Raw genomic sequence first — 24,560 nt, 5'->3', positions numbered from 1 at the left:
GGCTCCACCCCGCTACGCGGGCAGCGGCGGGAGCGTCGGCTGGTACAGCCAGGCGGAGAACAGGTCGTCCAGCGGCTCGGCCGCGTAGCGGGCGGCATGGCTGAAGAAGCCGGCGGTGGTGACCACCCCGTGGCGGTGCACCGTGGCCCAGTCACGCAGCATCGCGAAGAACGCGGCGTCGCCCAGGGCCCGGCGGATCGCGTGCACCGCGAGCCCCCCGCGCTCGTAGAGGCGGTCGTCGAACATCAGCTTGCGGCCCGGGTCGGCCAGCCGCAGGTCCTGCGGCTGCGAGGCGAGCAGCCGGTGCGCGGCGGCCGCCATTTCCTGCGCGGTGCGGCCTCCGGAGCGCTCCGACCACAGCCATTCCGCGTACTTGGCGAAGCCCTCGTTCAGCCAGATGTGCCGCCAGTCGGCGATGGTCACGCTGTTGCCGAACCACTGGTGCGCCAGCTCGTGCGCGACGAGCCGCTCCGAGCCGCGTGCGCCGTCGACGTGGTTGGCGCCGAACAGGGAGAGGCCCTGGGCCTCCACCGGGACGTCCAGCTCCTCGTCGGCGACGACCACCGCGTACTCGGCGAAGGGATAGGGCCCGAACAGCTCCTCGAACAGCTGCATCATGGCGGGCTGCCGCGCGAAGTCCCGGGAGAACTCGGGCAGCAGGTGCGCCGGCACGTGGGCGCTCTGCGGAACGCCGCCGAGCCCTGGGTCGCCGAGCAGCACCGTCTGGTGCATGCCGATGGACAGGCCGACCAGGTAGCTGGAGGTCGGCGCGGGCTGCTCGTACACCCAGGTGGTCGTGCTGGCCTTGGTCGTCCTGGTGAGCAGCCGGCCGCCGGCCACCACCGTGTAGGCGGAGGGCGTGTTGACCGAGATCTGGTAGGAGGCCTTGTCGGCGGGCCGGTCGTTGCACGGGTACCAGGAGGGTGCGCCGATCGGCTGGCTGGCCACCAGCGCGCCGTCGGTCAGCTCCTCCCAGCCGAGGCCGCCCCAGGGGCTGCGCACCGGCTTGGGGTTGCCGGCCCAGTGCACCTCGACGGTGAAGGCGGCGCCGGCGGGCAGCGGCTTGGCCGGCCGGATGCGGAGCTTGCCGCCCCGGTGGGCGTAGTGCGGGGCCCGGCCGTTCACCAGGACCCGGCCTATTTTGAACTCGGCGAGGTTCAGGTGGAACTCGGCGAGCGCCGCCCGCCCGGCGATGGCGCTGAGCCGGGCCGTCCCGGCCAGCCGGTTGGGGCCGGGACGGTATTCCAGAGCGAGTTCGTACCGGTGCACACGGTAACGGGGGTCGCCGTTGGCCGGAAAGTACGGGTCCGATGCCGCTGTCTTCTGGCCGTTCACTGCCGCTTCCGCTCCCTGCGCCGTGCTCTGTGCCGTGCTCGTACGGCGTACTGGTGATGCCGATGGTGCCGGTGGTGCTGGTGATGCCGGGGACGGCCCCTTCAGGACCGCCATGCCTCGATCGGATTGCCCAGCCAGCGGGTGTCGGCGGGGACGGATTCCCCGGCCATCACGAGGGAGGCGGGACCCAGTGTGCTGCGTGCCCCGACCGTGCTCCCGGGCAGGACGATTCCGCCCGGGCCCAGGGTGGCGCCCTCGCGGAGGACCACAGTATCCGTCCTCAAGATCCGGTCGTGGAAGAGGTGGGTCTGCAACACACAGCCCCGGTTCACGCTGACCGCGTCGCCCAGCACCACCAGGTCCGTCTCGGGCAGCCAGTAGCTCTCGCACCACACGCCCCGGCCGATCCGGGCCCCGAGCCCGCGCAGCCACAGGGACAGCACCGGCGTACCGGGCACCGAGCCGATCAGCCACGGCACGGCCAGTACCTCGACGAAGGTGTCGGCCAGCTCGTTGCGCCATACGAACCCGCTCCACAGCGGGTGCTCCCCCGCCCGGTGCCGGCCCACCAGCAGCCACTTCGCGGCGACCGAGACCACGCACGCGGTCGCGCCGACGGCGAGCAGGACCGCTCCGGACAGCAGCGCGGTGCCCGAGGTCCCCAGTCCGCTCGCCGTGATCAGCGCGCAGAGCGCGGCCACGGTCAGTACGGCCAGGGCGGCCGAGCAGAACACCGGGACGAGCCGGCACAGCTCCACCAGTCCGCGCGCCCACAGCAGGTGCGCGGGCGGGTCGTACGTCCGGCTCGCGTCGGAGTTCGCGGCGGACCGCGGCAGCCGGACCGGCGGCAGCCCCAGGTAGGAGCTGCCCTTCTTGGCCTTCTTCGGGGTGGCGGACAGGACGCCGACCAGCCCGTCGTCGGGCACGGTGCGGCCCGGCGCGGTCATTCCGGAGTTCCCGAGGAAGGCCCGGCGGCCGATCTCGGAGTGCCCGATCCTTATCCAGCCGCCGCCCAGTTCGTAGGGGGCGGTCAGGGTGTCGTCGGCGAGGAAGGCGCCCTCGCCGACGGTGGTGAGGCTCGGCAGGGCGAGCACCGTGGACACCTCGGCGCCCCGGCCGATCTTCATGCCGAGCAGCCGCAGCCACACCGGGGTGATCAGCCCGGCGTACAGGGGGAAGAGCGTCTCCCGGGACAGGTCCATCAGCTGGGTGACCGTCCAGGCCTGCCAGCCGACCCGGCTGTGCGTGGGATGGACTCCCGTACGCAGTCCCAGGCTGAGCAGGCGTACGGAGACCAGCAGGAGCAGCGCGTACGCGAACCCGTAGGCCAGCGCCCCGGGCACCACGGCGAGCAGTGCCCCGCTCAGCGCCTGGCCCAATCCGGCGTCTGCGGACACGAACCGGCTCACCACGAGCAGGGCAGGCAGGGTCGCGAGCACGGGCAGGGCCGTGAGGCAGAAGCCGGTCGCCCCGTACATGGCGCGCCAGTAGAGCCCGCGCGGCGGGCGCTCCTTGGGCCAGTTGCGCTTGGCCTTGCCGAGTTTGACGGCGGGCGCGCCGGCCCAGCGCTGGCCGGTCGGGACCTGTCCGGCGACGGCGGAGCCGGGGGCCACCTCGGCCCGCTTTCCGACCCGGGCGCCGGGGAAGAGCATGCTGCGGGTGCCGACCACCGCGCCCGCGCCGACCTTGACGGGGCCGATCTCCAGCCGGTCGCCGTCCAGCCAGTGCCCGGAGAGGTCCACTTCGGACTCGACGGCGCAGCCCCGGCCGAGCTTGAGCATGCCCGTGACCGGGGGCAGGGAGTGCAGGTCCACCTCGGGGCCGACCTTGGCGCCGAGGGCCCGGGCGTAGCGCTCCAGCCAGGAGCCGGTGAGCGAGGTCGCGCCGACGTACTCGGCCAGCCGCTCGGCGGTCCACAGCCTCAGGTGCACGCTGCCGCCGCGCGGGTGGCGGCCCGCCTTCACCCCGCGCAGCAGCAGGCGGGCGCCGCCGGCCGCGATCGCGAGGCGGCCGGGCGGGCTGAAGAGCAGCACCGCCCCGGCGGCGACGAGCCACCAGGAGGCGGTCGGCGCCCACGGATAGGAGCCGACCAGGTGCAGCAGGTTGCCCAGGGCCAGCAGCGCCACCGTCCAGCGCAGGCCGACCAGGGTGAACAGCGGGAGCAGCAGGAGCGACTGGATCGCCTTGGACCGGAAGGGGACCGGGGCGACGGTCCGGGCCGCGCCGTCGTCCTGTGCGGACTTCTCCAGATGCCGGGCCAGCTTGCGCAGGGTGGGCTGCTGGTAGATGTCGAGGACGGCCGCGCTCGGGTAGCGGGTGCGCAGGCGGGTGGTGAGCTGGGCGGCGGCGAGGCTGCTGCCGCCGATCGCGAAGAAGTCGTCGGCGGCGCCGGTGACGGCCACGCCGAGGGTCTCGCTCCACTGCTCGGCGAGCCAGGCCTCGGTGCCGTACAGCTGCTCGGTGGGGCCGGTGGTCTCCAGGTCGGGCAGGGGCCAGGGCAGGGCGTCGCGGTCGACCTTGCCGGAGGTGCGGGTCGGCAGCTCGTCGACGGGCGCGAGCAGCGGTACGAGGGCCGCGGGCAGTTCGGCGCGCAGCCGCTCGACGGCCGACGCGTGGTCCCAGCCCTCCTGGGTGACCAGGTAGCCGACGAGCAGCTGGTTGCCGCTGCGCGCGGTGCGGACGGCGGCGGCCGCGCCCGCGACACCGGGCAGGGCCTGGAGGGCGGCGTCCACCTCGCCGAGCTCGATCCGGCGGCCGCCGAGCTTGATCTGCTCGTCGCCTCGGCCGAGGAAGACCAGCCCCTCCGGTTCGGCGCGGACGAGGTCGCCGCTGCGGTAGGCGCGCTCCCAGCCGAGGGATTCCAGCGGGGCGTACTTCTCGGAGTCCTTCGCCGGGTCGAGGTAGCGGGCCAGGCCCACGCCGCCGATGACGAGCTGGCCGCTGCCGCCCATCGGCACCGGCTCGCCGGACTCGTCGACCACGGCCAGTTCCCAGCCGTTCAGCGGGAGGCCGATGCGGATCGGCTCCTCGCCGGTGAGGAGGGAGGCGCAGGCGACGACGGTGGCCTCGGTGGGGCCGTAGGTGTTCCAGACCTCGCGGCCCTCGGTGACCAGGCGCTGGGTCAGCTCGGGCGGGCAGGCCTCGCCGCCGAAGATCAGCAGTCGGACCTCGCCGAGGTCCTCGGGATCCCAGAGCGCGGCCAGCGTCGGCACGGTGGAGACCACGGTGATCTCCTGGTCCACCAGCCAGGGGCCGAGGTCCGCGCCGCTGCGCACCTGGGAGCGGGGTACGGGCACCAGGCAGGCGCCGTAGCGCCAGGCCAGCCACATCTCCTCGCAGGAGGCGTCGAAGGCGACGGACAGCCCGGCCATGACCCGGTCGCCGGGGCCGATCGGCTCCTCGGCGAGGAACAGCGCGGCCTCGGCGTCCACGAAGGCGGCGGCGCTGCGGTGGGTGACGGCGACGCCCTTGGGCTTGCCGGTGGAACCGGAGGTGAAGATGATCCACGCGTCGTGCCCGGGGCCCGGCCGTGCGGCGGGCGCCGCGCCGCCGGCGGGGTCGGCGGCGTCGATGCGGCGTCCGGCGCCCAGCACCGCCCGCACCCCGGCCTCGCCGAAGACCAGCTCGGCCCGCTCGTCGGGGTCCTCGGCGTCGACCGGCACGTAGGCGGCGCCCGCGGCGAGCACGGCGAGGATGGACGCGTACAGCTCGTTGGTCCCGGAGGGCACGCGGATGCCGACCCGGTCGCCGAGTCCCACGCCGGCGGCCGCGAGGGCCCGCCGCCGGCGCTCGACCTCGGCGGCCAGCGCCCGGTAGGTCAGCGGCTCGGTGCCGTCGTCCAGGGCGAGTTCGTCGGGGTAGTCCCGTACGGAGGCCTCGAAGATGTCGACGAGGGTGCGCGACGGGGCGGCGGGCCCGGCGGAGAAGCGGGCGGACTTGCCGGACTCCTCACGCCCCTGCCCGCCGTCGGGCACGGTCCCGTCGTCGTCGAGCAGAGTGAGTTCACCGTGCTCTGGTGTGGCTGCCATCGGCCCTCGCGTGTCGCTCCCGGAACGGTCCGGGGCGCCGGTGGAGCCCAGGTCTGCCCAGGTTGTTCCGGTCCAGCGCCAAACAACCCACCAGCCTAATGGGTCATGAAGCTTTTTCTCGTTGAAGCCTTGCGCATGGCCGGTAAGGAGCGGTAGTGAGCCGCGCGCCGAACTGCGCCGACCCCGGGGGCGGGATATCAAGGACCGAGAAGGTGAGCGCGAGCCCCGGGCGGTCGCCACCCACGGTTGAGGAGTACGTCGCGTGGACTTCGAGGTCAATGGCGCGCAGCGCACGGTGGACGTGGACGACGACCCCGCCGCCGTGGAGGTGGTGCGCGACCGGCTGGGTCTGACCGGCACCAAGCTGGTCTGCTCGGGCGGGGTGTGCGGGGCCTGCACCATCCAGGTCGACGGTGAACCCCGGGTGTCGTGCCTGACGCCCGCGGTCGTGCTGGGCGGACGGCGGGTGACCACCGTGGAGGGCCTGGCCGGACACCCGGTGGCGCGTGCCTTCGCCGGCGAGGACGCCCTGCAGTGCGGCTACTGCACGCCGGGGTTCGTCGTCGAGGCGGCGGCGTTCTTCGAGCGGTGGCGGGCCGCGCACGGCCGCACACCGCCGGGGCGGGAGCAGATCGCGGACGCGCTGGCGGGCCACCTGTGCCGCTGCGGCGCGTACGAGCGGATCTTCAGCGCGGTGGCCGCGGCCTGCGCGGGCGACTACGACGGGGCGCCGACCGGTTCGGACGCACCGCCGGTCCCGCGCACCGAGGCCCCGGAGAAGGCCGACGGCTCCGCCCGGTACACCACGGACCTGCGGCCCGAGGGGCTGCTGGAGGGCGTGATCATCCGCTCTCCGCACGCGCACGCGGTCGTACGCTCCCTGGAGGCCGGAGACCTCCCGCTGGTGCCGCTGCTGCCTCCCGACGGCGTGGTGCGGTACGTCGGGCAGCCGGTGGCCGCGGTCGCGGCGCCGGACCTGGCCGCCGCACGGGCGGCCGCGGAGCAGGTCAGGGTGGACTACGAGGTGCTGCCGGCGGCCCTCGACGCGCGGCAGGCCCGGTCCGGGGAGGGCCCGGTGGTCTACGAGGACAAGGCGGCGCGCAAGCGGGCACCGGGGTCCGGCGAGACACCCCAGCTGCTGCCCGCCCGCTGGCGCGGCAACCTGCGGGGCCCGTCCGCCATGAGCAAGCGCCCCGCCACGGCCGTGCGCCGCATCACCGAGGCCCGCGTCCGCAACCCCGAGCGGGTGGTCGAGGGCGTGTTCACCACCGCCGCGCAGACCCATACCCCGCTCGAACCGCACGCCTGCCTGGCCCACTGGGTCGACGGCGCCCTCCACCTGGAGGTGTCCACGCAGTCGGTGAAGCGCGTGGCCGAGCTGGCCGCCGAGCGGTTCGGCGTGCCCGTGGAACGGGTGGTGGCGAGGGCCGTCCACGTGGGCGGCGGTTTCGGCTGCAAGATGGGGCTGACCTCCGATGTCGTCGCCGCGGTGGAGCTGGCCCGGCTGCACGGCAGGCCGGTGCGGGTGGTGCTGTCCCGGGACGAGGAGCTCACCGACGGCGGATACCGGCCGGGCACCCGGATCCGGCTGGCGATGGTCGCGGACGCGGCCGGCGAGCTGAGTGCGCTGGCCATGGACGCGGACAGCGACGGCGGGGTCTCGGTGGGCGGCTCCGTGGCGGCCCTGGCCCGCTTCATGTACGGCAAGGCCCCGCGCCGGCTCCGCGACTTCGACACGGTCACCCACCGGCCTCCGGGCGCCCCCTTCCGGGGCCCGGGGGGACCCACGATGTGCTGGGCCCTGGAGCAGGCCGTCGACGAGATGGCGCACCGGCTCGGCGAGGACCCGATCGCGCTGCGCCGCCGCTGGGACGGCAACTCCAAGCGGCACGCCCTGTACGACTGGGCGGCCGCGCTTCCGGTCTGGTCGGGCCCCCGCGGCGGCACCGGGCGGTTCCGGCGCGGCGTCGGCGTCGCGGCGGCCAACTGGATGTACTTCCTCGATCCCGTCACCGAGGTCGAGCTCACCGTCGAGGACGGGATCGTCGTCGCCCGCTGCGCCGTGCAGGACATGGGCACGGGCTCGCGGACCGTGCTGCGCCGGGCCGTCGCGGACGGGCTCGGCGTGCCGGAGGGGCGGGTGCGCGCCGAGGTCGGCCACAGCGATGCCGTCCACGGTCCCACCTCCGGCGGCAGCCGCACCACGCCCTCCCTCGTGCCCGCCGCGGCGGACGCCGCCGCCCGGCTGCGGGACGCGCTCGGCGGCGGTGACGTCGCCGCCCGGCTGGACGCGGCGCACGGCGTACGGGTGACCGGCCGGCGCCCCCGCGACCGCCGGGGCTACGTCACCCCCTTCACCCTGGGCGGCATCGCCATCGGCCGCGGCTTCACGGGATCGGTGCAGGTCGCCGAGGTCGAGGTGGACACGCGGCTGGGCCGGATCCGGCCGCTGCGCGTGTGGAGCGGCGTCTCCGCGGGCCGCATCCACGAGGACCGGCTGGCCCGCAGCCAGTGCGAGGGCGCCGTCGTCCAGGGTGTCGGCTACGCGCTGTTCGAGGAGCGGCGCACCGACCCGGCCACCGGGCGGGTGCTGACGGAGAACCTGGAGGACTACCGGGTCCCCGGCATCGGCGACACCCCCGAGATCACCGTCCACTTCCACCAGGAGGGCTTCGAGCACGTGCCCGGCGGCGGTGTCGGCCTCGGCGAGGTCGCGACGCTGCCCACCGCGGCGTGCCTGGCCAACGCGGTCCACGACGCGACCGGCTGGCGCCCGTACGACATGCCCATCCGCCCCGACCGGCTCCTGGAAGGACTGCGCCGTTGAGCACCGAGCCCGCCCTCACCGACCTGTCGGCCGCCGTCCTGGCCCGCGGCGGGGAGCTGCGCGCCGGTGGCACCGACACCACCGCCCGGCAGCGCAGCGGCATCTCCCCGGGGCCGTTCACCGACCTGGACGGGGCCGCCCACCTGCGCGGCAGCAGCCCCCTGCCCGGCGGCCGGCTGCGGATCGGCGCGCTGACCTCGCTCGCCGTGCTGGCCTCCGACCCGCAGGTGCGCGCCGGCTGGCCGGCCCTGGCGCTCTCGGCCGGGGCGGCGGCCACCCCGCAGATCCGCGCCGCGGGCACCCTGGGCGGCAACCTGCTGCAGCGCAACCGCTGTTGGTACTACCGCAATCCGCACGTCGGCTGCTTCCAGAAGGGCGGCGACGACTGTCCCGCGCGCGCGGGCGACCACCACTTCGGCGTGGTCAGCGGAGCCGGCCCGTGCGTCACCCCGCACCCGTCCACCCTGGCCATGGCCCTGCTCGTCTACGACGCCGAGGCCGAGATCCACGGCGAATCCCCTCGCAGCGTCGCCGACTTGTACGGGGACGGCGATCTGCTCCACCGGGCCGACCACCTGCTGCCGCCGCACCGCGTCCTCACCGCGGTCCGGCTGCCCGCCGCCCTGCCCGGTGAACGCGCCGCCTACCACCGGGCCACCAGCCGGTCCCACGCCGAATGGCCCCTCGTCGAGGCCACTGCCCGGGTCGTGCTCGACGGCACCACCGTCACCCGCGTCGCCGTGGCGGCGGGCGGGGTGGCGCGCGTCCCGCTGCGCCTGCCGGAGGTGGAGGCGGCCCTGACCGGCCGCAAGGCCACCTCCGAGGTCCTCGCCGAGGCGGCCGCGACCGTGCTCGACCGCTGCCGTCCCCTGCCGCAGACCGGCTACAAGGCCGGCCTGTTCCGCGACACCGTCCTCGAAGTCCTGGAACGGGCCGTCGGGCCGGCCTGACACCCCCTAGCGGGTGTCCGCGGCCGTGATCCGCTCCAGGTCGGTCATCAGCGCGTCCAGCCACGAGACCGTCGCGTAGTACGGCCGCCGCGCGCCCTCCGGTTCCGCCGCGAATCCGTCGAACTCCGGGTCCCGCAGCGGAACCGGCGCCGCCGGGGTGTCCCCGCCCGGGTCCAGCCGCGCCGACACCAGCAGCATCCGCCCGGCCACCCGGTCCCCGAGCCGGGTCACCGCCGCGGCCGCCTCTGCGCCCAGGGGAGGTACGACGACCCGACCCGGCTCCCCCGGCACCGGCGGGGGCGCCGCCAGCAGCCGGTCCGAGCCCCACAGCGTGTGGTGACCCACCATCAGGACCGACTGCCAGTCGGCCCCGTGGCGCTGCCCGGCGCTGTCCGGCGGTGCCCTGTCCCCGTCCCCGGAGCGGGTCGGCTCGCTCTGGAACTGCGCGTACGCCGACTCGGCCATGACCAGCGCGTGCCGGAGCGACCGCTGGCCCGGGTTGCCGGCGGACTGCTCCCGTACCCCGCCGGCCGCCATCGCGGTGCTCGTCGCGACCACGATCTCCGCCGCCCTGCGCAGCAGCCCCGCCGCCGCGCGTCCCATCTCGTCGTGGGCTCCCCGGGGCCAGGCCAGGATTCCGAACACGGCGCCGATCGTGCTGCCGATCAGCACGTCCAGCAGGCGGAGCTCGGCCAGCTTCCAGGTCGCCGGCGCCAACTGGACGAACACCAGCGCCACCAGCACCGTGAACAGCCCCTGCGCCCACCCCACCCCCCTGACCGGCCCGACCGTGAAGGCGAAGAGCATCCACACCGGCAGCACGGCCGCGTACACCGCGGTGTCGTTGCCCGCCAGGGTCAGCATTACCGCTGTGAACAGCGCGCCCAGGAAGGTGCCCGCCAGCGCCACCCGGACCGTGCTCCAGGTCTCGACCGCGGTGGTGCGCGTGATCGTCAGGGTCGCCAGCATCGCCCAGAACCCGTGCGGCAGCGTGTCCAGCCCGGCGACCAGCCGGGCCGCCGTCAGGGCGAGGCTGATCCGCACCGCGTTCTGGAAGAACACCGACCGCTGTCCCGCGTGCCCCTCGATCCGGTGCCACCACAACTGCGGCGCCCGCATCCGCGCGTACCAGAACCGCCCCGGCTCGACGTCCCCCGCCGCGGCCCGGCCCCGTACGGCGATGTCGGCGGCCGTCGCCATCGCCAGGGCGGCGTCCGCCACCTCCAGGACCGCCGCGTGGTGGCGCAAAACCGCGGGAGCGGCGGGTTCCGCGGACATCCCGGCCAGCTGCGCGCGGGCCGCGACCAGGCCCTCGTACGCCTCCCCGGGCTCCGTGGCCCGCCGTCGCAGGCCTTCGGCGGTCCGCTCCGCGAGCCGCTCCACCCCGCGCAGGATGTCCGGTCCGCCGCCCCCGGGCGCACCGGGGAGCCGCACCAGCCGGCTCAGCAGGGTCCGTGCGGCCAGGCCCGTGTGCGCCAGCGCCCGCTCGCGCACGCCGGGCCCCGCCGGGCGGTCGGCCTCCGGCACCATCGGGAGCCGCAGGCTCGTACTCGCCTCGCGCGCCGCCCCGAGCACGGCGCCCGAGGGTGCGTACGGCGGCCCGGTCAGCTCCCGTGCGCAGCGCCCGGCGGTCTCCGCGGCGCGCGCGGCCAGCTCCCGGTAGGGGGTCGTCGGCGGTTCGGGGAACACGTAGCGCTCGGCCAGGACGAGCAGGACGAGTCCGACGGTCGTGCCGATCAGCCGCTCGCCGAGGGAGTCCGGATCGTACGGCGGGAAGGAGGGCAGGATGTACAGCAGTTGCAGCCCCGGTCCGGCTCCGGCCGGTCGCGGTCCGCCCACGGCGGCGAAGGCCAGCACGAAGCCGACGACGAGCATGCCGGCCACCGCGCTCCAGGTCCGGACGGACAGGTACGTGCCGATCACGACCAGCAGCCAGCACGCCGGAATCAGGCGCAGCACCAGGGTGGCCCGCTGCGGTCCCGTGCCGGGGATCCGCGAGAGCCCGGCCAGGGCCACGGTGCCGAACAGCGCGTACGTCGCGCCGACGGTCGAGTCGAATCCGTAGAGGAACAGGTAGAAGCCGGCCGAGGCGACGAGCGTCACCCGCACCGCGCGGCGCCCCGTGGCCAGGTAGGCCGCGGGGATCCGGCGTCCGGGCCGGCGGTCAGAACTCGACGGTGACAAAGCCGTCCTCGTCGGCCGGTGCGGGGGCCAGCACGCGGTAGCCGAACTCCTGCTTCAGGCTGCCGAGGTCCCAGTTCGCCGCCCGCTCCCGGTAGTTGAAGACGAGGTCCTTGTCCGCCCCGCCGTTCTTGAGGATCCGGGCGATGGCCACGTCGTCCGGATGGCCGTGGATCTTTCCGTTGGTGGAGATGAGGTAGCGGCCGCAGTCGAGGAGGCCGAGGAGGTTGTTCGAGATGTTCTTGGAGCTGCCGTGGTGGGCGACCTTCAGGGCGTCGATCCGCAGCCGTCCGCCCTCGGCTTCGGCGCGCGGGCGGATCGAGGCCACCAGGCGGGGGTCGTCCGCGTCCCCGGTGAAGACGATCCGGGTGCCCTCGAACTCGAACAGCAGGCCGATGCTGGTCGGGTTCGTCGGGGAGCCGTCCCGCTTGAACGGCGTGGCGGCCAGCCCGTCGACGTCGATCGCGCCGAAGTGCTCGATGCCGGGTGCGAGCTCCCTCTCCATGGGGTCCACGCCCGGGATCAGCCCGGCCTGCTCGCACTTCGTCTTCCAGGTGGGGATCAGTGACTCCAGCAGCGGGCGGTCCGGTGCGAGCACCTCCATCGTCGATCCGTCGTCGAACCAGGTGAGCGGACGGCCGACTTCGATGCTTCGCCCATCGAAGGCCTCATTCCAGGGCAACTGTTGGGTGATGAGCGCGGTGGTGAGCTTCTCCCCCTCCACTGGGCCGAAGGCCTCGCTGTCCTGGAGGTGGTGGAAGCCGTTGAACCACACGTCCCCGAACTCCACCGTCCGGTCGGGGTCTTCGAGCAGCGCCAGTACGCCGAGGATGTGGTCCTGGTCGACGTGGGTCACCACCAGTACGTCGACCAGCCCGTCCAGTTCGGCGAGCACCGGCTTGATCCGCTCGTAGGTGCCGTGCCGTCCGCCGTCGAAGAGGATCCGCCGGACGAAGTCGTCGTCGCCGTATTCGAGGAGGAGGCAGTCGCCGTCCTCCGCGGGCAGCATCCTGAGCCGGATCATCACTCACTCCCTTGCCGCAGGTCGAGGATCAGGAACGGCTCGCGCATGTCGGCCAGCCAGGACAGCCGGCGTGCCTGGTCGAGGCGTTCCACGCACTCCGGATCGTCGGGGAAGGCGGAGAGCCCCTCGACGAGCCAGACCAGCCCGAGGGTGTAGAAGGGGATGCCGCGGTCGAAGGCCTCGATCAGCCCCTTGCGGGCCCCTTCCCGGTCCGGCGAGGCGCGGCGCAGCAGCCGCACCGACCGCAGGATCGCCCCGTCGGGAATCCAGGGGAAGGAGTCGGCCAGCGTCTCCAGCCACGGGTCCCAGTACGTCTCGCCCTGCGTGTGATCGGTGCCGATGAGGACGTAGGCGCCGGCTGCCGCCGCGAGCGGGTTCTGGAACTTGGAGTGGAGCATCGACCCGACGTCGGTGAAGAGCCGGGCGGCCATGTCCAAGGCGCCCTGGGCCATGTACGCGAGCCCCGCGCCGACTTCCGGATCGCGGACGGCCACGGAGACGGCACTGCCGGTCGGGCTCTGCCGCAGGTTGACCAGGACCTCGACCTCGCTGGTGCCCCAGGGCAACGGGAGCGTGACCAGCCGTACGGATCCGGCGGCCTCGATGACCAGGAACTGCCGGGCGCCGGGGGGCTCGTCGGGGGCCCCGACGGGCCCGTCGGGGCCGAAGCGGTAGAGCGGCGTGACCGCGTCCCCGGGCACGTCGGGCGCCGAAAGGACACGGGGCTTGCCCGGGGCGGCCAGCTTCTCGGCGACCGGGGCCTCCGGTGGGCCGTCCCCCAGGGCCAGCATCGACGCGAAGGCGCAGTTCGCGGGCGTGGCGTCGCCGATCCAGGTGGCGAGCGCAGTCAGGTCCACGGGGGCCTCGGGGGCGGCATCGTCCGGCGCTGCGGCGGGGGCGACCATGGACCGCGAGGCGACGGACTCGGCGAGCGGGGCCTCGGCCGGGCTGTGGTAGACCGCGCCCGGCTCGATGTTGCCCATGAGGTACTGCCAGGAGTGCGTCTCGTAGGGCGAGTCCGTCATCACGAAGTCCACCGCAGTCTCCTTGCCCTCCTCCGCCAGGGCGTTCTCCGTCAGCACCAGCCCGGAGGGCAGGGTCGCCGATACGAGGTAGCGGCCGGGCACCACCGGATACGTCCTGGGGCTGGGCGCACTCCCGCAGGGAATCAGGATGTCGCGCAGGCTGTCGCCCGTGAGGTCGGCCGAGAGGATGTCACCGACGATCACCGAGTCGGTGGACTCCCCCGTGGAGGAGATGAGGAGCCTGACGGCGAGCGTGGTGTTCACGGCTTGGCCAATCCGACACGGAAGAAGGGCGGGCGGGCGTCGAATGCCCCTCTGCGCAGGTCTCCGGGCCCGAGGTCGGCCTCGACCTCGTACTGGCCGAACGGCAGGAACAGGGCCCACTCGCGGACGTCGGGTTCGTCCCCGGGGGCGGGCGGCGGGCGCCGCTGCGGCACCTGCTCGGGGTGCCGGCAGCTGAATTCGGCACGGGCATTGTCCTCCGGGGGCCTGCAGCCGATGTACACCGGGACGATCGGGTCCCCCCTCAGCTCATGGAAGTCGAAGTCGTGCGACTCGGGGCTGGCCGGCGTCCCCGCTGTCGTGAGGGAGCCCTTGAACGAAGGCTCCTTCATGAAGCGGGTGATCGCGTGCTTCAAGGTGTCGGTGGTCACCTGCCACACGCGGTCCTGGGTGTTCAGGCTCCCGGCGCCTTCGAAGCTCCGCAGCAACGCGTCGGTGAACAGGCTGACCCGCCCCGCGCGGGCGAAGGCTTCCTCGCCGTGCAGGGTCGCGAAGATGGTGGCGTGCTCGCGCGGCACGAACCCGTCGGGTCTTTCGTTCCCGTCGATCGGGACCTGCCCGAGGACCGCCCCGCTCACCAGCTTCCTGAACTTGTCGGAACCGGCGCGGCAGGCATCGACGAAGAAGACCTGCTGGGCCGCCCGGCAGGTGCTGAGTCCCATCTTCAGCGCCTCGAAGTGCAGTGCGCCTTTCAGCGGGCTGTTCCGGTCCGCGAACATGTCCGCCGCCAGCAGCGACGTGTCGACCCCGAGGGAGACTCCGTGGCCGGAGAAGTAGAAGACCAGCCGTGCCTCGTCGTGGTCGCCCCGGTCCTTCCACTCAAGGACGGCGGCCACGATGTTGTCGATGGTCGCCGTCGCCACGTCACTCTCGAATCCGGTCTGCGGGTGGACGAAGCGGCTGGGATCCGCCTCGCTCAGCAGGAGTGCCAGACTCCCCAGCGGTCTGCCCTTGTCGTGGTACCCGTCGATCATCCAGGCCGCGAACGCGCGCGCCGAGATGGGGGGTGAGGTCAGCTGTCGCATCCCCACGGCACCCGGGTGGTCCGTCTCGGACGGGCCTCCGCTCAGATGGGAATACGCCCCGACCCCGATGACGAGCGCGTGCGTGGACGCGGGCCCCGCGTTCTCGTCGAGGTGCACCGTGAAACCGGCCATGGGACCTCCGCATGACGCACCGGCAGGCCGGTGGGAGGCTTTGCTCCTATTATAGGAATGAATGCGGCAACTGTCCCTCGGAGACCGTGATGGGTAAGAACATCGTGGTGTGCCTGGACGGGACGGGCAATCAGCTCAAGGCCCGCGGCAACACCAACGTCGTCAAGCTCTACGAGATGCTCGACCTCCGCGACCCCACCGCGCAGATCGCCTACTACGACCCCGGCGTCGGCACCTTCTCCGCCGCCGGCGCCTGGTCGCTCCCGTCCCGCAAGCTCTCCAAGCTGTTCGGGCTGGCCTTCGGCTCGGGGCTCAAGGCGAACCTCGCCGAGGCCTACACGTATCTGATGCACCATTACGAACCGGGCGACCGGATCCTCCTCTTCGGCTTCAGCCGGGGCGCGTACACCGCCCGCGCCCTCGCGGGGCTGCTCAAGGCGGTCGGCCTGCTCCGCCCCGGCTCGGAGAACCTCGTCCCGTACGCCATCGCCGCCTACGCGAAGAACCGGGACTTCAGTGATGACGACTGGGACCAACTGCACCGGTTCGCGGGTGCGTTCAGCAGGAAGGTCGACGAACGGACCGGCATCCCGGTCCACTTCATGGGGGTGTGGGACTCGGTGAAGGCCGCCGGTTTGCTGCGCTGGAACCTGCGGTGGCTCTTCACCCGGCGGATCCCCAACGTCGCCCGGGTCCGCCACGCCGTCTCCATCGACGAGAAGCGCCGGCCGTACGAGGAGTACCTCGTGGTGCCGCCGGAGGAACCGGGGGCACCGGGCCCGGTGATCGAGGAGGTCTGGTTCGCCGGGGTCCACTCCGACGTCGGCGGCACCTTCGAGGACGATCCGAGGCTGCCCTCCGTCGCCCTCAAGTGGATCGTGGACGGCGCCCTCGACTCCGGGCTGCTGCTCAAGGACGGGGCGTACGCGGACCACCTCGCGCTCGGCCCCGCTCACGCGCTCGGCGCGGTCCACCGGATGGGCGCCGTCTGGGCCCTGCTCACCTACCGGCGCCGCCGCGTCCCCGACGGCGCCCGGGTGCACGAGAGCGTACGGCTGCGCATCGAGGACGACGCCGGGTACGGGCAGCGGATCCCGGCCGGGGTGGTCTGGGCGGACAAGGACTGGCTGACCCCGCACCCGAGCGCGGGCTGACCGGGGTCGGGCCCGGGCCGCGCAGAGACGTTCCGGCAGTTCCGGCACACAGGGGCGGGGGCGGTGTTCCACGCCGAGGTCGTGATCGACCTCGGCGTTCGCGCGTGCGGCGGCCGCGCGGACGGTGTCCCTGCGCAGCGGTCCTCCGGACGGGTGGTTCTGGCGGGAATCCTGATGAATTCCCGTGATTCGGTCATGGGTTCCCCGGGTGAAGGGGTGGCGCGCTGCCACAGTCCTCTCGCGAGATGAGCAGGCCGTCAGGGTGCACCTGCGGGCGGCCGGGCCAGAAGGAGAGGGATGAGCGGAATCCGAGAGGGGGGTGCATGCTGAACCACCGAATTCACCAGCGCGCCCTCACCATCGTCGGCAGTATTCTCCTCGTACTGCAGTCACTTGTGTTCGTCCAGGCGGCGACACCCGCCTGGGCGGGCGATGACCGGGTCGTCGACAACACCGGCTTCGAACCGCACAACGCCGTGGCCAACCCCCGCAGACCCTCACAGGTCGCCGTCATGCGGGGATGCACGGTCCGCATCGACAACAACTTCGGCAAGGACGCCTTCCCGATCACGCGAACGACGACGGTCCCGTGCTTCGGCGACCCGACCCTCGCCTTCGACTCGCAGGGCCGCCTGTTCGTCACCCACCTCTCGTCGAGCTTCAACACCACCGCCAACCGCTTCGGGGTGGGCGTCGCCCGGATCAACGACCTCACGACGACGGGGAACCAGACCTACACCCCCGTCCAGGTGAGCGGGAACAGCCCGAACAACCACGACAAGCCCTGGCTGGTGGCCGACGCCAACCCCACCAGCCCCTACCGGGACAACCTCTACGTCGTCTGGACGCACCTCGGCGCACCGTCGTGGGAGATCCAGTACTCCCGCTCCGTGAACGGCGGCGTGAACTGGTCGACACCGAGCGTCCTTTCCGTGGCCGCGGACGGAAACCCCTGGCCCTCCCACGCCGCCGTCGGCGCGAACGGCGACCTCTACATCGCCTACCACGCCAACATCTGCAACGAGGGCACCGACGGAGCGGCCAACCAGGGCACCGTGCAGGTCCTGCGCGACGGCTCCGGCGGGGCCGACTTCGCCGGCGGCACCGTCCAGCAGCGGACCACGGCGTTCGCGGCGGGACAGGCGACCGTCACCTGCAACGTGCAGGACGGCGCCGGTGACATCCCGGGGACCGACTTCTGGCTCCAGGGCTCGATGCAGCCCTGGGTGCTGCCCGACCCGGGCCGGCCCGGGAACGTCTACGTCGTCGCCAACGACGACCCCAACGACAACTTCGGGAACGGCGACGACGGCGACGTCCGCATCGCCCGCTCCACGGACAACGGCGCCACCTTCGCCGCGCCCACCCGCGTCGACCACGGGCCGGGGCAGACCCTCGCCGTGATGCCCACCGCGCACATCGACCAGGACGGCACCCTCGTCGCCCACTGGTACGACACCCGCGGCGGCGCGCGGAACGCGGGCAACAACTTCCTGCTCGACCTCTACGGGACGGCGAGCCGGGACGGCGGCGCGACCTGGGCGCAGGACTTCCGGATCAGTGACGCCCCCTTCGACCCCGACCTCAACGCCCGGTGCCGTTTCGGGAACAACCCGAACTGCGGCACCGTGACGGCGTCCCCGCAGCAGACCCTGCGCATCGGCGAGTACAACGGCGTGTGGGCGGTCGACGGGATCGGCTACGCGAGCTGGACCGGCAACGCCACCCCGCCGACCCCCACGACCCCGGCCCAGGGGGCGCAGAGCACCTACTACGACACGTTCTCGCTGCTCGGGGCCTTCCCCGACGCCTTCGAACCGAACGAGTCGATCGACACCGCCGTCGCCGCCGCGATCGGCGCGAACAACAGGGTCACCAAGCCGCGGCTGACCCTGCACAGCGCGACCGACGTCGACTTCTTCCGGATCGAGCCGCGCCACACCGGGCACCTGCAGGCCGAGATCGCCTTCAACGAGGTGATCTCCGGGCTCCAGGTGCGCGCGTACGACAAGTTCGGCAACAAGGTCGCCACCGGGACCACCGCCACGACCAGGCCGGGCAGTTCGACGAGCCGGCTCGCGATCCCGGTCGTCAAGGACGAGCCGTACTTCGTCGCGATCAGCGACGCCGGCATCGCCGACCCGACCAGCCCGGGCGACGCCTCGCCCACCGACCCGCCGCAGGCCACCTACGACCTCACCGTCGTCAACCGGGCCGCGCCCGAACCCTTCGGCCTCGACCTCAAGCGCGAGTCCGACTCGGGCCGCTCCGACACCGACGACGTCACCAGGGTCGCCGGACCGGAACTCTTCCTCCGGGTCGACGACGCGGAGCTGCGGGCCGCCGGCATCCAGCTGTCGCCGCAGAACGCCACGGCCACGCTCGCGGACGACGCCCCGGGCTTCAAGGTGGCGGTCAAGCGGGACGGGGAGCGCGTCGGCTTCGCCCAGCCGGTGAATCCGGTCACCAAGCCGGGGCTGTACCGGATCGTCCTCGACCCCGTGCTGGTGGAGGGGGAGAACCACATCACCGCCGAGGTGGTGATCGTCGACCCGTCCGACGACCCGGGGCTCGCCGACGTGCTGCACGTCGTCGGTGCGGGTGCGGAGAGCGCGCACCGGCTGCTGATCACGCTCGACACGACGGCGCCGGCCCGCGCAGCCGCTCCGGACCTGGTGTCGTCGAGCGACACCGGCGGCAACGACATCGACAACATCACGACCATCCCCAAGCCCGCCTTCCAGGGTGCGCAGGTCGAGCCCAACGCGCTGGTGCGGCTGACCGCCGACCCGGCGGGAGCCGCCGGCCCGGCCGTGGTCGGAAAGGACACCGTCACCTCGGGCGGCGAGTACGAGGTGACCAGCTCGGCGCTCGACGACGGGACGTACGACTTCGCCGTGCTGCTGGAGGACCTCGCCGGCAATGTGAGCCCGGCCTCGCCCTCCCTCGCGGTGACCATCGCCCAGCACTCGCTCACCCTCACGGGCGCGACCGCGGACCTCCTCGTCCACGTGGGCCAGGAGACGGTCACGGGCTACCCCGGCATCCCGGGCGGTTTCGTCGGAATCCGCGGTATCCCCGTGGTGAACCTCGACGCGAACGGCCACGGCGCGAGCGTGCAGGGCGGGACGGCCGACGAGCAGCTGACCTTCACCCCGACCGGCGCGGACAGCGGACGCCTGACCCGGTCGAACTCCGCCCAGGTGCTGAACTTCTCCCACGTGGTGGGCGACGTGCTGGTCAGCCCCGACGGCGGCGACGACGAGGTCACCATCGTGGGCACCACGCGCCAGGACAGGATCCGCGGCACCGTGGACCTGTTCACCACGCTCCGGGTCGAGGCGCTGCCGATGCTGCGGTTCCCGGACCCGGCGCTGTCGCCGCTGCTCGGCCTGCGGATCGCCACCGGGGAGACCGAGCGGATCGGTGTCCTCTCACGCGGTGGCCAGGACACGGTGGACCTCACCGTCCTGGACACGGTCAGCGCCCAGCTGTGGGTGGACGGGGGTCCCCCGTCCATGGTCCATCCGGCCAAGGGCGACGAGCTGATCGTGCGCGGCGGCTCGCCGTGGGCGGTGCTGTTCGAGGAGTACGGCGAGAAGACGGGCAAGGGTTCCGTCTTCGTCAAGTACCCGAAGACGACCCAGGCCAAGACGCGCATCGACTTCACCGACATCGAGGGCACCACGCTCGACAACGGTGAAGAGGGCCAGGACCACGGGAAGGACCACGGCAAGGGCGATCACCCCAAGGCCAAGGCCAAGAAGACCAAGACCAAGGCCCCGGCGAAGACCGGGACCGCGGCCGGGCCCAGGAGGTAGCGGCCCGTAGTGCGACGAAGCGCCGCGCCCCGCCCCGGTGATCCGGGGCGGGGCGCGGCGCTGTGCGTGTCGTCAGTGCGCGGGGATCAGACCGCCGGCACGGGGAAGGTCGGGTACTCCACCCCGGAGACGTGCTGGACGACGCGGATGACCTGGCAGGAGTAGCCGAACTCGTTGTCGTACCAGAGGTACAGGATCGCGTTGTCGCCGTCGACCTTGGTGGCGCCGGCGTCGACGATCGAGGAGTGGCGCGAGCCGACGAAGTCCATGGAGACGGCGTCGGGCGCGGTGGTGAAGTCGATCTGGCGCTTCAGCGGCGAGTGCAGCGACACGTTGCGGAGGTAGTCGAGGACCTCCTCGCGCGTGGTCTCGCGCCCGAGGCGCAGGCTGAGGATCGCGATCGAGACGTCCGGGACGGGGACGCGGATCGAGCTGCCGGTGATCGGCGCCTTGAGCTCGGGCAGCGCCTTGGCGACGGCCGAGGCGGCACCGGTCTCGGTGATCACCATGTTGAGCGGCGCCGAGCGGCCGCGGCGGTCGGCCTTGTGGTAGTTGTCCAGCAGGTTCTGGTCGTTGGTGAACGAGTGGACGGTCTCCACGTGGCCGCGCAGCACGCCGTACTCGTCCGCCATCGCCTTCAGCGGCGGGACGATCGCGTTGGTGGTGCAGGACGCGCAGGAGAGGATCTGCTCGTCCGGCTTGATCGTGTCGTGGTTGACGCCGTGCACGATGTTCGGGACGTCGCCCTTGCCGGGCGCGGTCAGGACGACCTTGTCGATGCCGGGGCGCAGGTGCTTGGAGAGGCCCTCGCGGTCGCGCCACTTGCCCGTGTTGTCGATGAGGATGGCGTCCTTGATGCCGTACGCCGTGTAGTCGACCTCGGACGGGTCGTTGGCGTAGATCACCTTGATCGCGTTGCCGTTGGCGAGGATCGTGCTGGACGCCTCGTCGACGGTGATCGTGCCCTGGAACTGGCCGTGGATCGAGTCGCGGCGCAGCAGCGAGGCGCGCTTGACGAGGTCCTGCTCGCCGCCGCCGCGGACGACGATGGCGCGCAGCCGCAGGCCGTTGCCGGAGCCGGCCTTCTCGATCAGGAGGCGGGCGACGAGGCGGCCGATGCGGCCGAAGCCGTAGAGGACGACGTCGCGCCCGTCGCGGCACTCGATCTTGTTGGCACCGGTGGCGCCGGCGACGGCGAGGGCGGTGAACTCCTCCACCGAGAGGCCGCGGTCGTCGGTCTTGTACGTCGCGGCGAGCATGCCGATGTCGATCTGGGACGGGCCGAGATCGAGCGTGGTGAGCGCCTGCAGGAACGGCAGCGTCTCGGTGACCGAGAGCTCCTCACCGTCGATCTGCCGGGCGAATCGGTGGGTCTTGAGGAGGCTGACCACCGACTTGTTCACCAGGGAACGGCTGTGGAGGAGGACCGTGACGTCCCGCTCCCTGTGCAGCTTCCCGATGATGGGGATCATCGACTCCGCGATCTCCTCGCGGTTTTTCCAGCTGGTGAACGAGTCCTCGTTGACAGTCACAGGTTTATCTTTCGAGCTAGGCGGTGCTCATATGCTAACCCGCCGCCTCTCTGGCCCCTCCAGCGGGGGGCAGGATGCCCGGCGACCTCCGTACGCCGCCAGCGCTCGCGGACCGGAGCGGCCCCTCGGATCCGTCCGTGGTTCGGCCGGTCCGGAGCGGGCAGGGGGTCAGCGAGAGGTCCCGGCCCGCCCCCGGGAGGACGCCGTGAAACTGCAGTTCCTGGGCCCGCTCTACGCCCATCCCGGCCCCGTCGCCTCGGTCTGCCTGGACACCTCCCGGGACCAGGACGATCCCGACCGCGCCATCGACCTGCGCTGGCACAAGCTGCGCCGGACCCTGCTCGCGCACGAGGCCGACGAGGCCACCGTCGGAGCGCTCGACGCCGCGGTCGGCACCGACCGCGAGGTGGCCGGACGACACGGCCGGGCGCTCTTCGCCGCCCACGGGAGCCTCGTCCTGGCGGAGCGGCTCCCCGATCCGCCGGACCGCGACAGCGCCCGCTACGGGATGCTGCCCGACGCCCTGCCGCTCGCCCTCCAGCGCGGCCCGGACATTCCGTACGCGGCCGTCGCCATCCGCCGGGTGCACCTCGCCGAGGCCGCCGGCGGCGAGGAGGAGCTCCAGCTCGACTTCGAGACCGGCCGCTGGCCGATGAGCCGGGTCGCCCCGGGCGCCCACGTCCACCGCCGGATACCGGTGGACGGCTGGCCCGAGGAGGCGGAGCGGCTGCTCGCCGAGCTGGTGGCCGCCGTGAGCGCCGCCGGCATCGAGCTGGTCGTGCTGGCCGGCGACCCGTGGTCCGTGAACAGCCTGGTGCGGTCGGCGCCGAAGAAGCTGCTCGGCAACTTCGTCAAGCTCAAGGACGGCCGCTACCGGCGGCCGGAGCCCGGCCGGGCCCTCATGGAGGAGGAGCTCGGCCTCCTGTTCGAGGGCAGGCTCTCCGACCACGACAGGCACCAGCTCGACGCCTACCTCGGCCAGCACGCCCGGCACCCGGAGTACGTCGAGGGGCTCGCCGCCACGGTCGCCGCCTTCCAGCGCGGGCAGGCCCGGACGCTGATCCTGAACCGGCCGGTGCGGATGTCCCGGCACCTGTGGGTCGGCGCGGCGCCCACCCAGCTGGCCCTGTCCGGCGAGGACCTGAGCGCCTTCGGCCTGAACTACTACTGGGAGGAGCCCGCCCCCGGGGCCGCCCTGATCCGGGCGGCGGCCGGCACCCAGGCCGAACTGATCGCCGTACCCGAGGACGTACTGCCCCTGGAGGACGGCGTCGCCGTGCTCCTGCGCTACACCGTCCCCGAATGACCTCGGCGGGAGCCGGCGCCCTGCCCCGCGGCTCCACGCCGGTGGGGCTGCCGCTCCCCCGCTGCGCGCCTACCCGGCGGCGGCCGCCGCGCGCGGCATGCTCGGTCGCACAGGCCGGATGCTCGTGGGCCCCGTACCCGGGAGAGCCGGCGACCCGCGGCGGGAAGGCGTGCAGAGGTGCCACCGGCGAAGGACACGGCGAAGGAGACCTCGCGCACGGCGGACCGGGTGCGCCGCGCGGCCGTCGCGCTCGACGCCCGGCTGCCGCTCGGGGAGATGGCGCGGGGCGGCGTCAGGAAGGCGTTCCCGGACCACTGGTCCTTCCTGCTCGGGGAGATCGCGCTCTACAGCCTGATCGTGCTGCTGCTGACGGGCACCTGGCTGGCCTTCTTCTTCCAGCCGTCGATGGGTGACGTGCTCTACCGGGGCTCGTACGGACCGGTGCGCGGCCTGTGGGTCTCGGAGGCCTACGCCAGCACGCTGCGGATCAGCTTCGACGTCCGGGGCGGTCTGCTGCTGCGCCAGATGCACCACTGGGCGGCGCTCGTGTTCGTGGGCGCCATCGGGGTGCACCTGCTGCGGATCTTCTTCACCGGGGCCTTCCGCCGGCCGCGCGAGATCAACTGGATGGTCGGGCTGACGATGTTCCTGCTCGCCCTGATCGAGGGCTTCGCGGGCTATTCGCTCCCCGACGACCTGCTGTCGGGGACCGGGCTGCGCACGGCGCAGGGGATCATGCTGTCGCTGCCCGTGGTCGGCACCTATCTGAGCTTCTTCGCCTTCGGCGGCGAGTACCCGGGCGAGGACATCGTGTCCCGGCTGTACCCGGTGCACATCCTCCTCGTCCCGGGGCTGCTGCTCGGACTGGTGACGCTCCACCTGCTGCTGGTCGTCCACCTGAAGCACACCCAGTGGCCCGGCCCGGGACGGGCCGGCCGCAACGCGGTCGGCAAGCCGTTCTTCGCGCAGTACGCGGCCAAGTCGGCCGGCCTGTTCTTCATGGTCGCCGGAGTGCTCGGCGTGCTCGGGGCGCTGGCGCAGATCAACCCGGTCTGGGCGTACGGGCCCTACCGCACGGACGTGGTCTCCACGGGAGCGCAGCCCGACTGGTACGTCGGCTTCCTGGAGGGGGCGCTGCGGCTGATGCCCGGGGTCGAGACCCGGCTGTGGGGCCACACGCTGATGTGGAACCCGCTCGTGCCCGGTGTCGTACTGCCCGGTGTGCTGTTCACGGGCCTGTACGCCTACCCCTTCTTCGAGCGCTGGATCAGTCCGGACAAGGGGGAGCAGCACCTGTGCGACCGGCCGCGGCACCGGCCGGTCCGTACGGCGCTCGGTGTGGCGGTGCTCGCCGGTTACGCGGTACTGCTCCTGGCGGGCGCGCAGGACCTGCTCGCCTTCATCTCCGAGATCAGCGTCCAGGCCCTCACGTGGATCCTGCGGTGCGCGCTGGTCCTCGTGCCCCTCGGCGCCTTCTGGCTCACCCGGCGCGTCTGCCTGGCCCTGCAACGCGGGGACATCGAGCTGCTGGAGCACGGGGTGGAGACCGACGAGGTGCGGCAGACGGTCGAGGGCGGCTTCCGCCCGTCGCACCGGCCGCTGAACGGCGCGCAGCGGCACGTACTGCTCGTGCACGCGGTCCCGGAGCCCGTGCGTCCGGAGCCGGTCGGGGCGGAGCCCGCCGCCCGGGCTCGCGGGGTGCGGCACGCGGCCGGGCGGCTGCGGGTGGCGCTGAGCCGGTGGTACTACCGGGACCGGCTGGTGCCGCCGATGACGCAGACGCACCGCGAGCGGGTCGCCGAGATCCTGGCGGCTCCGCGGCGGACCGGGGAGGACGGGGAGGACGGGCAGCCCGGGACCGGGGACTGACCGGGTCGGCCGCCCGGGTCCGCCTGTCCGTCCGCCCGCCCGCCCGTCCGTCCGCCCGTCCGTCCGTCC

The 24,560-nt window shown here is 73.0% G+C and carries 13 protein-coding genes; 6 read left to right on the top strand and 7 right to left on the bottom strand.

Annotated features, from left to right (window positions below; genetic code table 11):
• Positions 1–12: 12 nt before the first annotated feature.
• Both ACFWBN_RS26810 and ACFWBN_RS26805 read right to left on the bottom strand, forming a co-directional pair.
• Entirely contained in the window at positions 13–1,335 is a 1,323-nt protein-coding gene (locus ACFWBN_RS26810; protein WP_385179889.1) for a M1 family metallopeptidase, read from the bottom strand.
• A 101-nt stretch (positions 1,336–1,436) separates the two neighbouring features.
• Positions 1,437–5,363: a Pls/PosA family non-ribosomal peptide synthetase gene (locus ACFWBN_RS26805; RefSeq protein WP_385179886.1), complete on the bottom strand. Its 3,927-nt coding sequence runs from the start codon at positions 5,361–5,363 to the stop codon at positions 1,437–1,439.
• 262 nt (positions 5,364–5,625) lie between these two features.
• Between ACFWBN_RS26805 and ACFWBN_RS26800 the strand changes: the two genes are divergently transcribed.
• Together ACFWBN_RS26800 and ACFWBN_RS26795 are read left to right on the top strand one after the other, a co-directional pair.
• The gene (locus ACFWBN_RS26800; protein ID WP_385179883.1) at positions 5,626–8,190 is read left to right on the top strand and encodes a molybdopterin-dependent oxidoreductase; all 2,565 of its coding nucleotides are present in this window, start codon (positions 5,626–5,628) and stop codon (positions 8,188–8,190) included.
• The gene (locus tag ACFWBN_RS26795; protein WP_385179880.1) at positions 8,187–9,140 is read left to right on the top strand and encodes an FAD binding domain-containing protein; all 954 of its coding nucleotides are present in this window, start codon (positions 8,187–8,189) and stop codon (positions 9,138–9,140) included. The genes ACFWBN_RS26800 and ACFWBN_RS26795 overlap by 4 nt, the downstream gene beginning before the upstream one ends.
• A 6-nt stretch (positions 9,141–9,146) precedes the next feature.
• Here ACFWBN_RS26795 and ACFWBN_RS26790 read toward each other — a convergent pair whose 3' ends face one another.
• Genes ACFWBN_RS26790 through ACFWBN_RS26775 form a run of 4 tightly spaced genes read right to left on the bottom strand, consistent with a single transcriptional unit; the run spans position 9,147 to position 14,809 of the window.
• Complete coding sequence (locus ACFWBN_RS26790; protein ID WP_385179878.1) at positions 9,147–11,249, bottom strand: FUSC family protein; 2,103 nt, start codon at positions 11,247–11,249, stop codon at positions 9,147–9,149.
• A gap of 55 nt (positions 11,250–11,304) precedes the next feature.
• Positions 11,305–12,345: a ComEC/Rec2 family competence protein gene (locus ACFWBN_RS26785; protein WP_385179875.1), complete on the bottom strand. Its 1,041-nt coding sequence runs from the start codon at positions 12,343–12,345 to the stop codon at positions 11,305–11,307.
• Positions 12,345–13,634: a hypothetical protein gene (locus tag ACFWBN_RS26780; protein ID WP_385179872.1), complete on the bottom strand. Its 1,290-nt coding sequence runs from the start codon at positions 13,632–13,634 to the stop codon at positions 12,345–12,347. The genes ACFWBN_RS26785 and ACFWBN_RS26780 overlap by 1 nt, the downstream gene beginning before the upstream one ends.
• A complete protein-coding gene (locus ACFWBN_RS26775; protein ID WP_385179870.1) occupies positions 13,631–14,809 on the bottom strand; it encodes a caspase family protein in 1,179 nt (392 codons plus the stop codon). Before ACFWBN_RS26775 ends, ACFWBN_RS26780 begins: the two co-directional genes overlap by 4 nt.
• An 89-nt stretch (positions 14,810–14,898) precedes the next feature.
• Between ACFWBN_RS26775 and ACFWBN_RS26770 the strand changes: the two genes are divergently transcribed.
• Both ACFWBN_RS26770 and ACFWBN_RS26765 read left to right on the top strand, forming a co-directional pair.
• Positions 14,899–15,963 (top strand): DUF2235 domain-containing protein, encoded by a 1,065-nt coding sequence (locus ACFWBN_RS26770; RefSeq protein WP_385179867.1) that lies wholly within the window; start codon positions 14,899–14,901, stop codon positions 15,961–15,963.
• Positions 15,964–16,286: 323 nt separating this feature from the next.
• Complete coding sequence (locus tag ACFWBN_RS26765) at positions 16,287–19,784, top strand: Ig-like domain-containing protein (RefSeq protein WP_385179864.1); 3,498 nt, start codon at positions 16,287–16,289, stop codon at positions 19,782–19,784.
• An 86-nt stretch (positions 19,785–19,870) separates the two neighbouring features.
• Here the strand turns inward: ACFWBN_RS26765 and ACFWBN_RS26760 are convergent, their stop codons facing one another.
• Positions 19,871–21,316, bottom strand: a complete 1,446-nt coding sequence (locus ACFWBN_RS26760) for a glyceraldehyde-3-phosphate dehydrogenase (RefSeq protein WP_385179861.1) — start codon at positions 21,314–21,316, stop codon at positions 19,871–19,873.
• A 205-nt stretch (positions 21,317–21,521) separates the two neighbouring features.
• Between ACFWBN_RS26760 and ACFWBN_RS26755 the strand changes: the two genes are divergently transcribed.
• Together ACFWBN_RS26755 and ACFWBN_RS26750 are read left to right on the top strand one after the other, a co-directional pair.
• Positions 21,522–22,622, top strand: a complete 1,101-nt coding sequence (locus ACFWBN_RS26755; RefSeq protein WP_385179858.1) for a hypothetical protein — start codon at positions 21,522–21,524, stop codon at positions 22,620–22,622.
• A gap of 177 nt (positions 22,623–22,799) precedes the next feature.
• Entirely contained in the window at positions 22,800–24,491 is a 1,692-nt protein-coding gene (locus ACFWBN_RS26750) for a cytochrome bc complex cytochrome b subunit (protein WP_385179855.1), read from the top strand.
• Positions 24,492–24,560 lie beyond the last annotated feature (69 nt).

The organism is Streptomyces sp. NPDC059989 (assembly GCF_042736975.1).
GTDB lineage: Bacteria > Actinomycetota > Actinomycetes > Streptomycetales > Streptomycetaceae > Streptomyces.
Note: the sequence above shows the minus strand (reverse complement) of the source record. Positions and strands in the feature narration are given on the sequence as shown.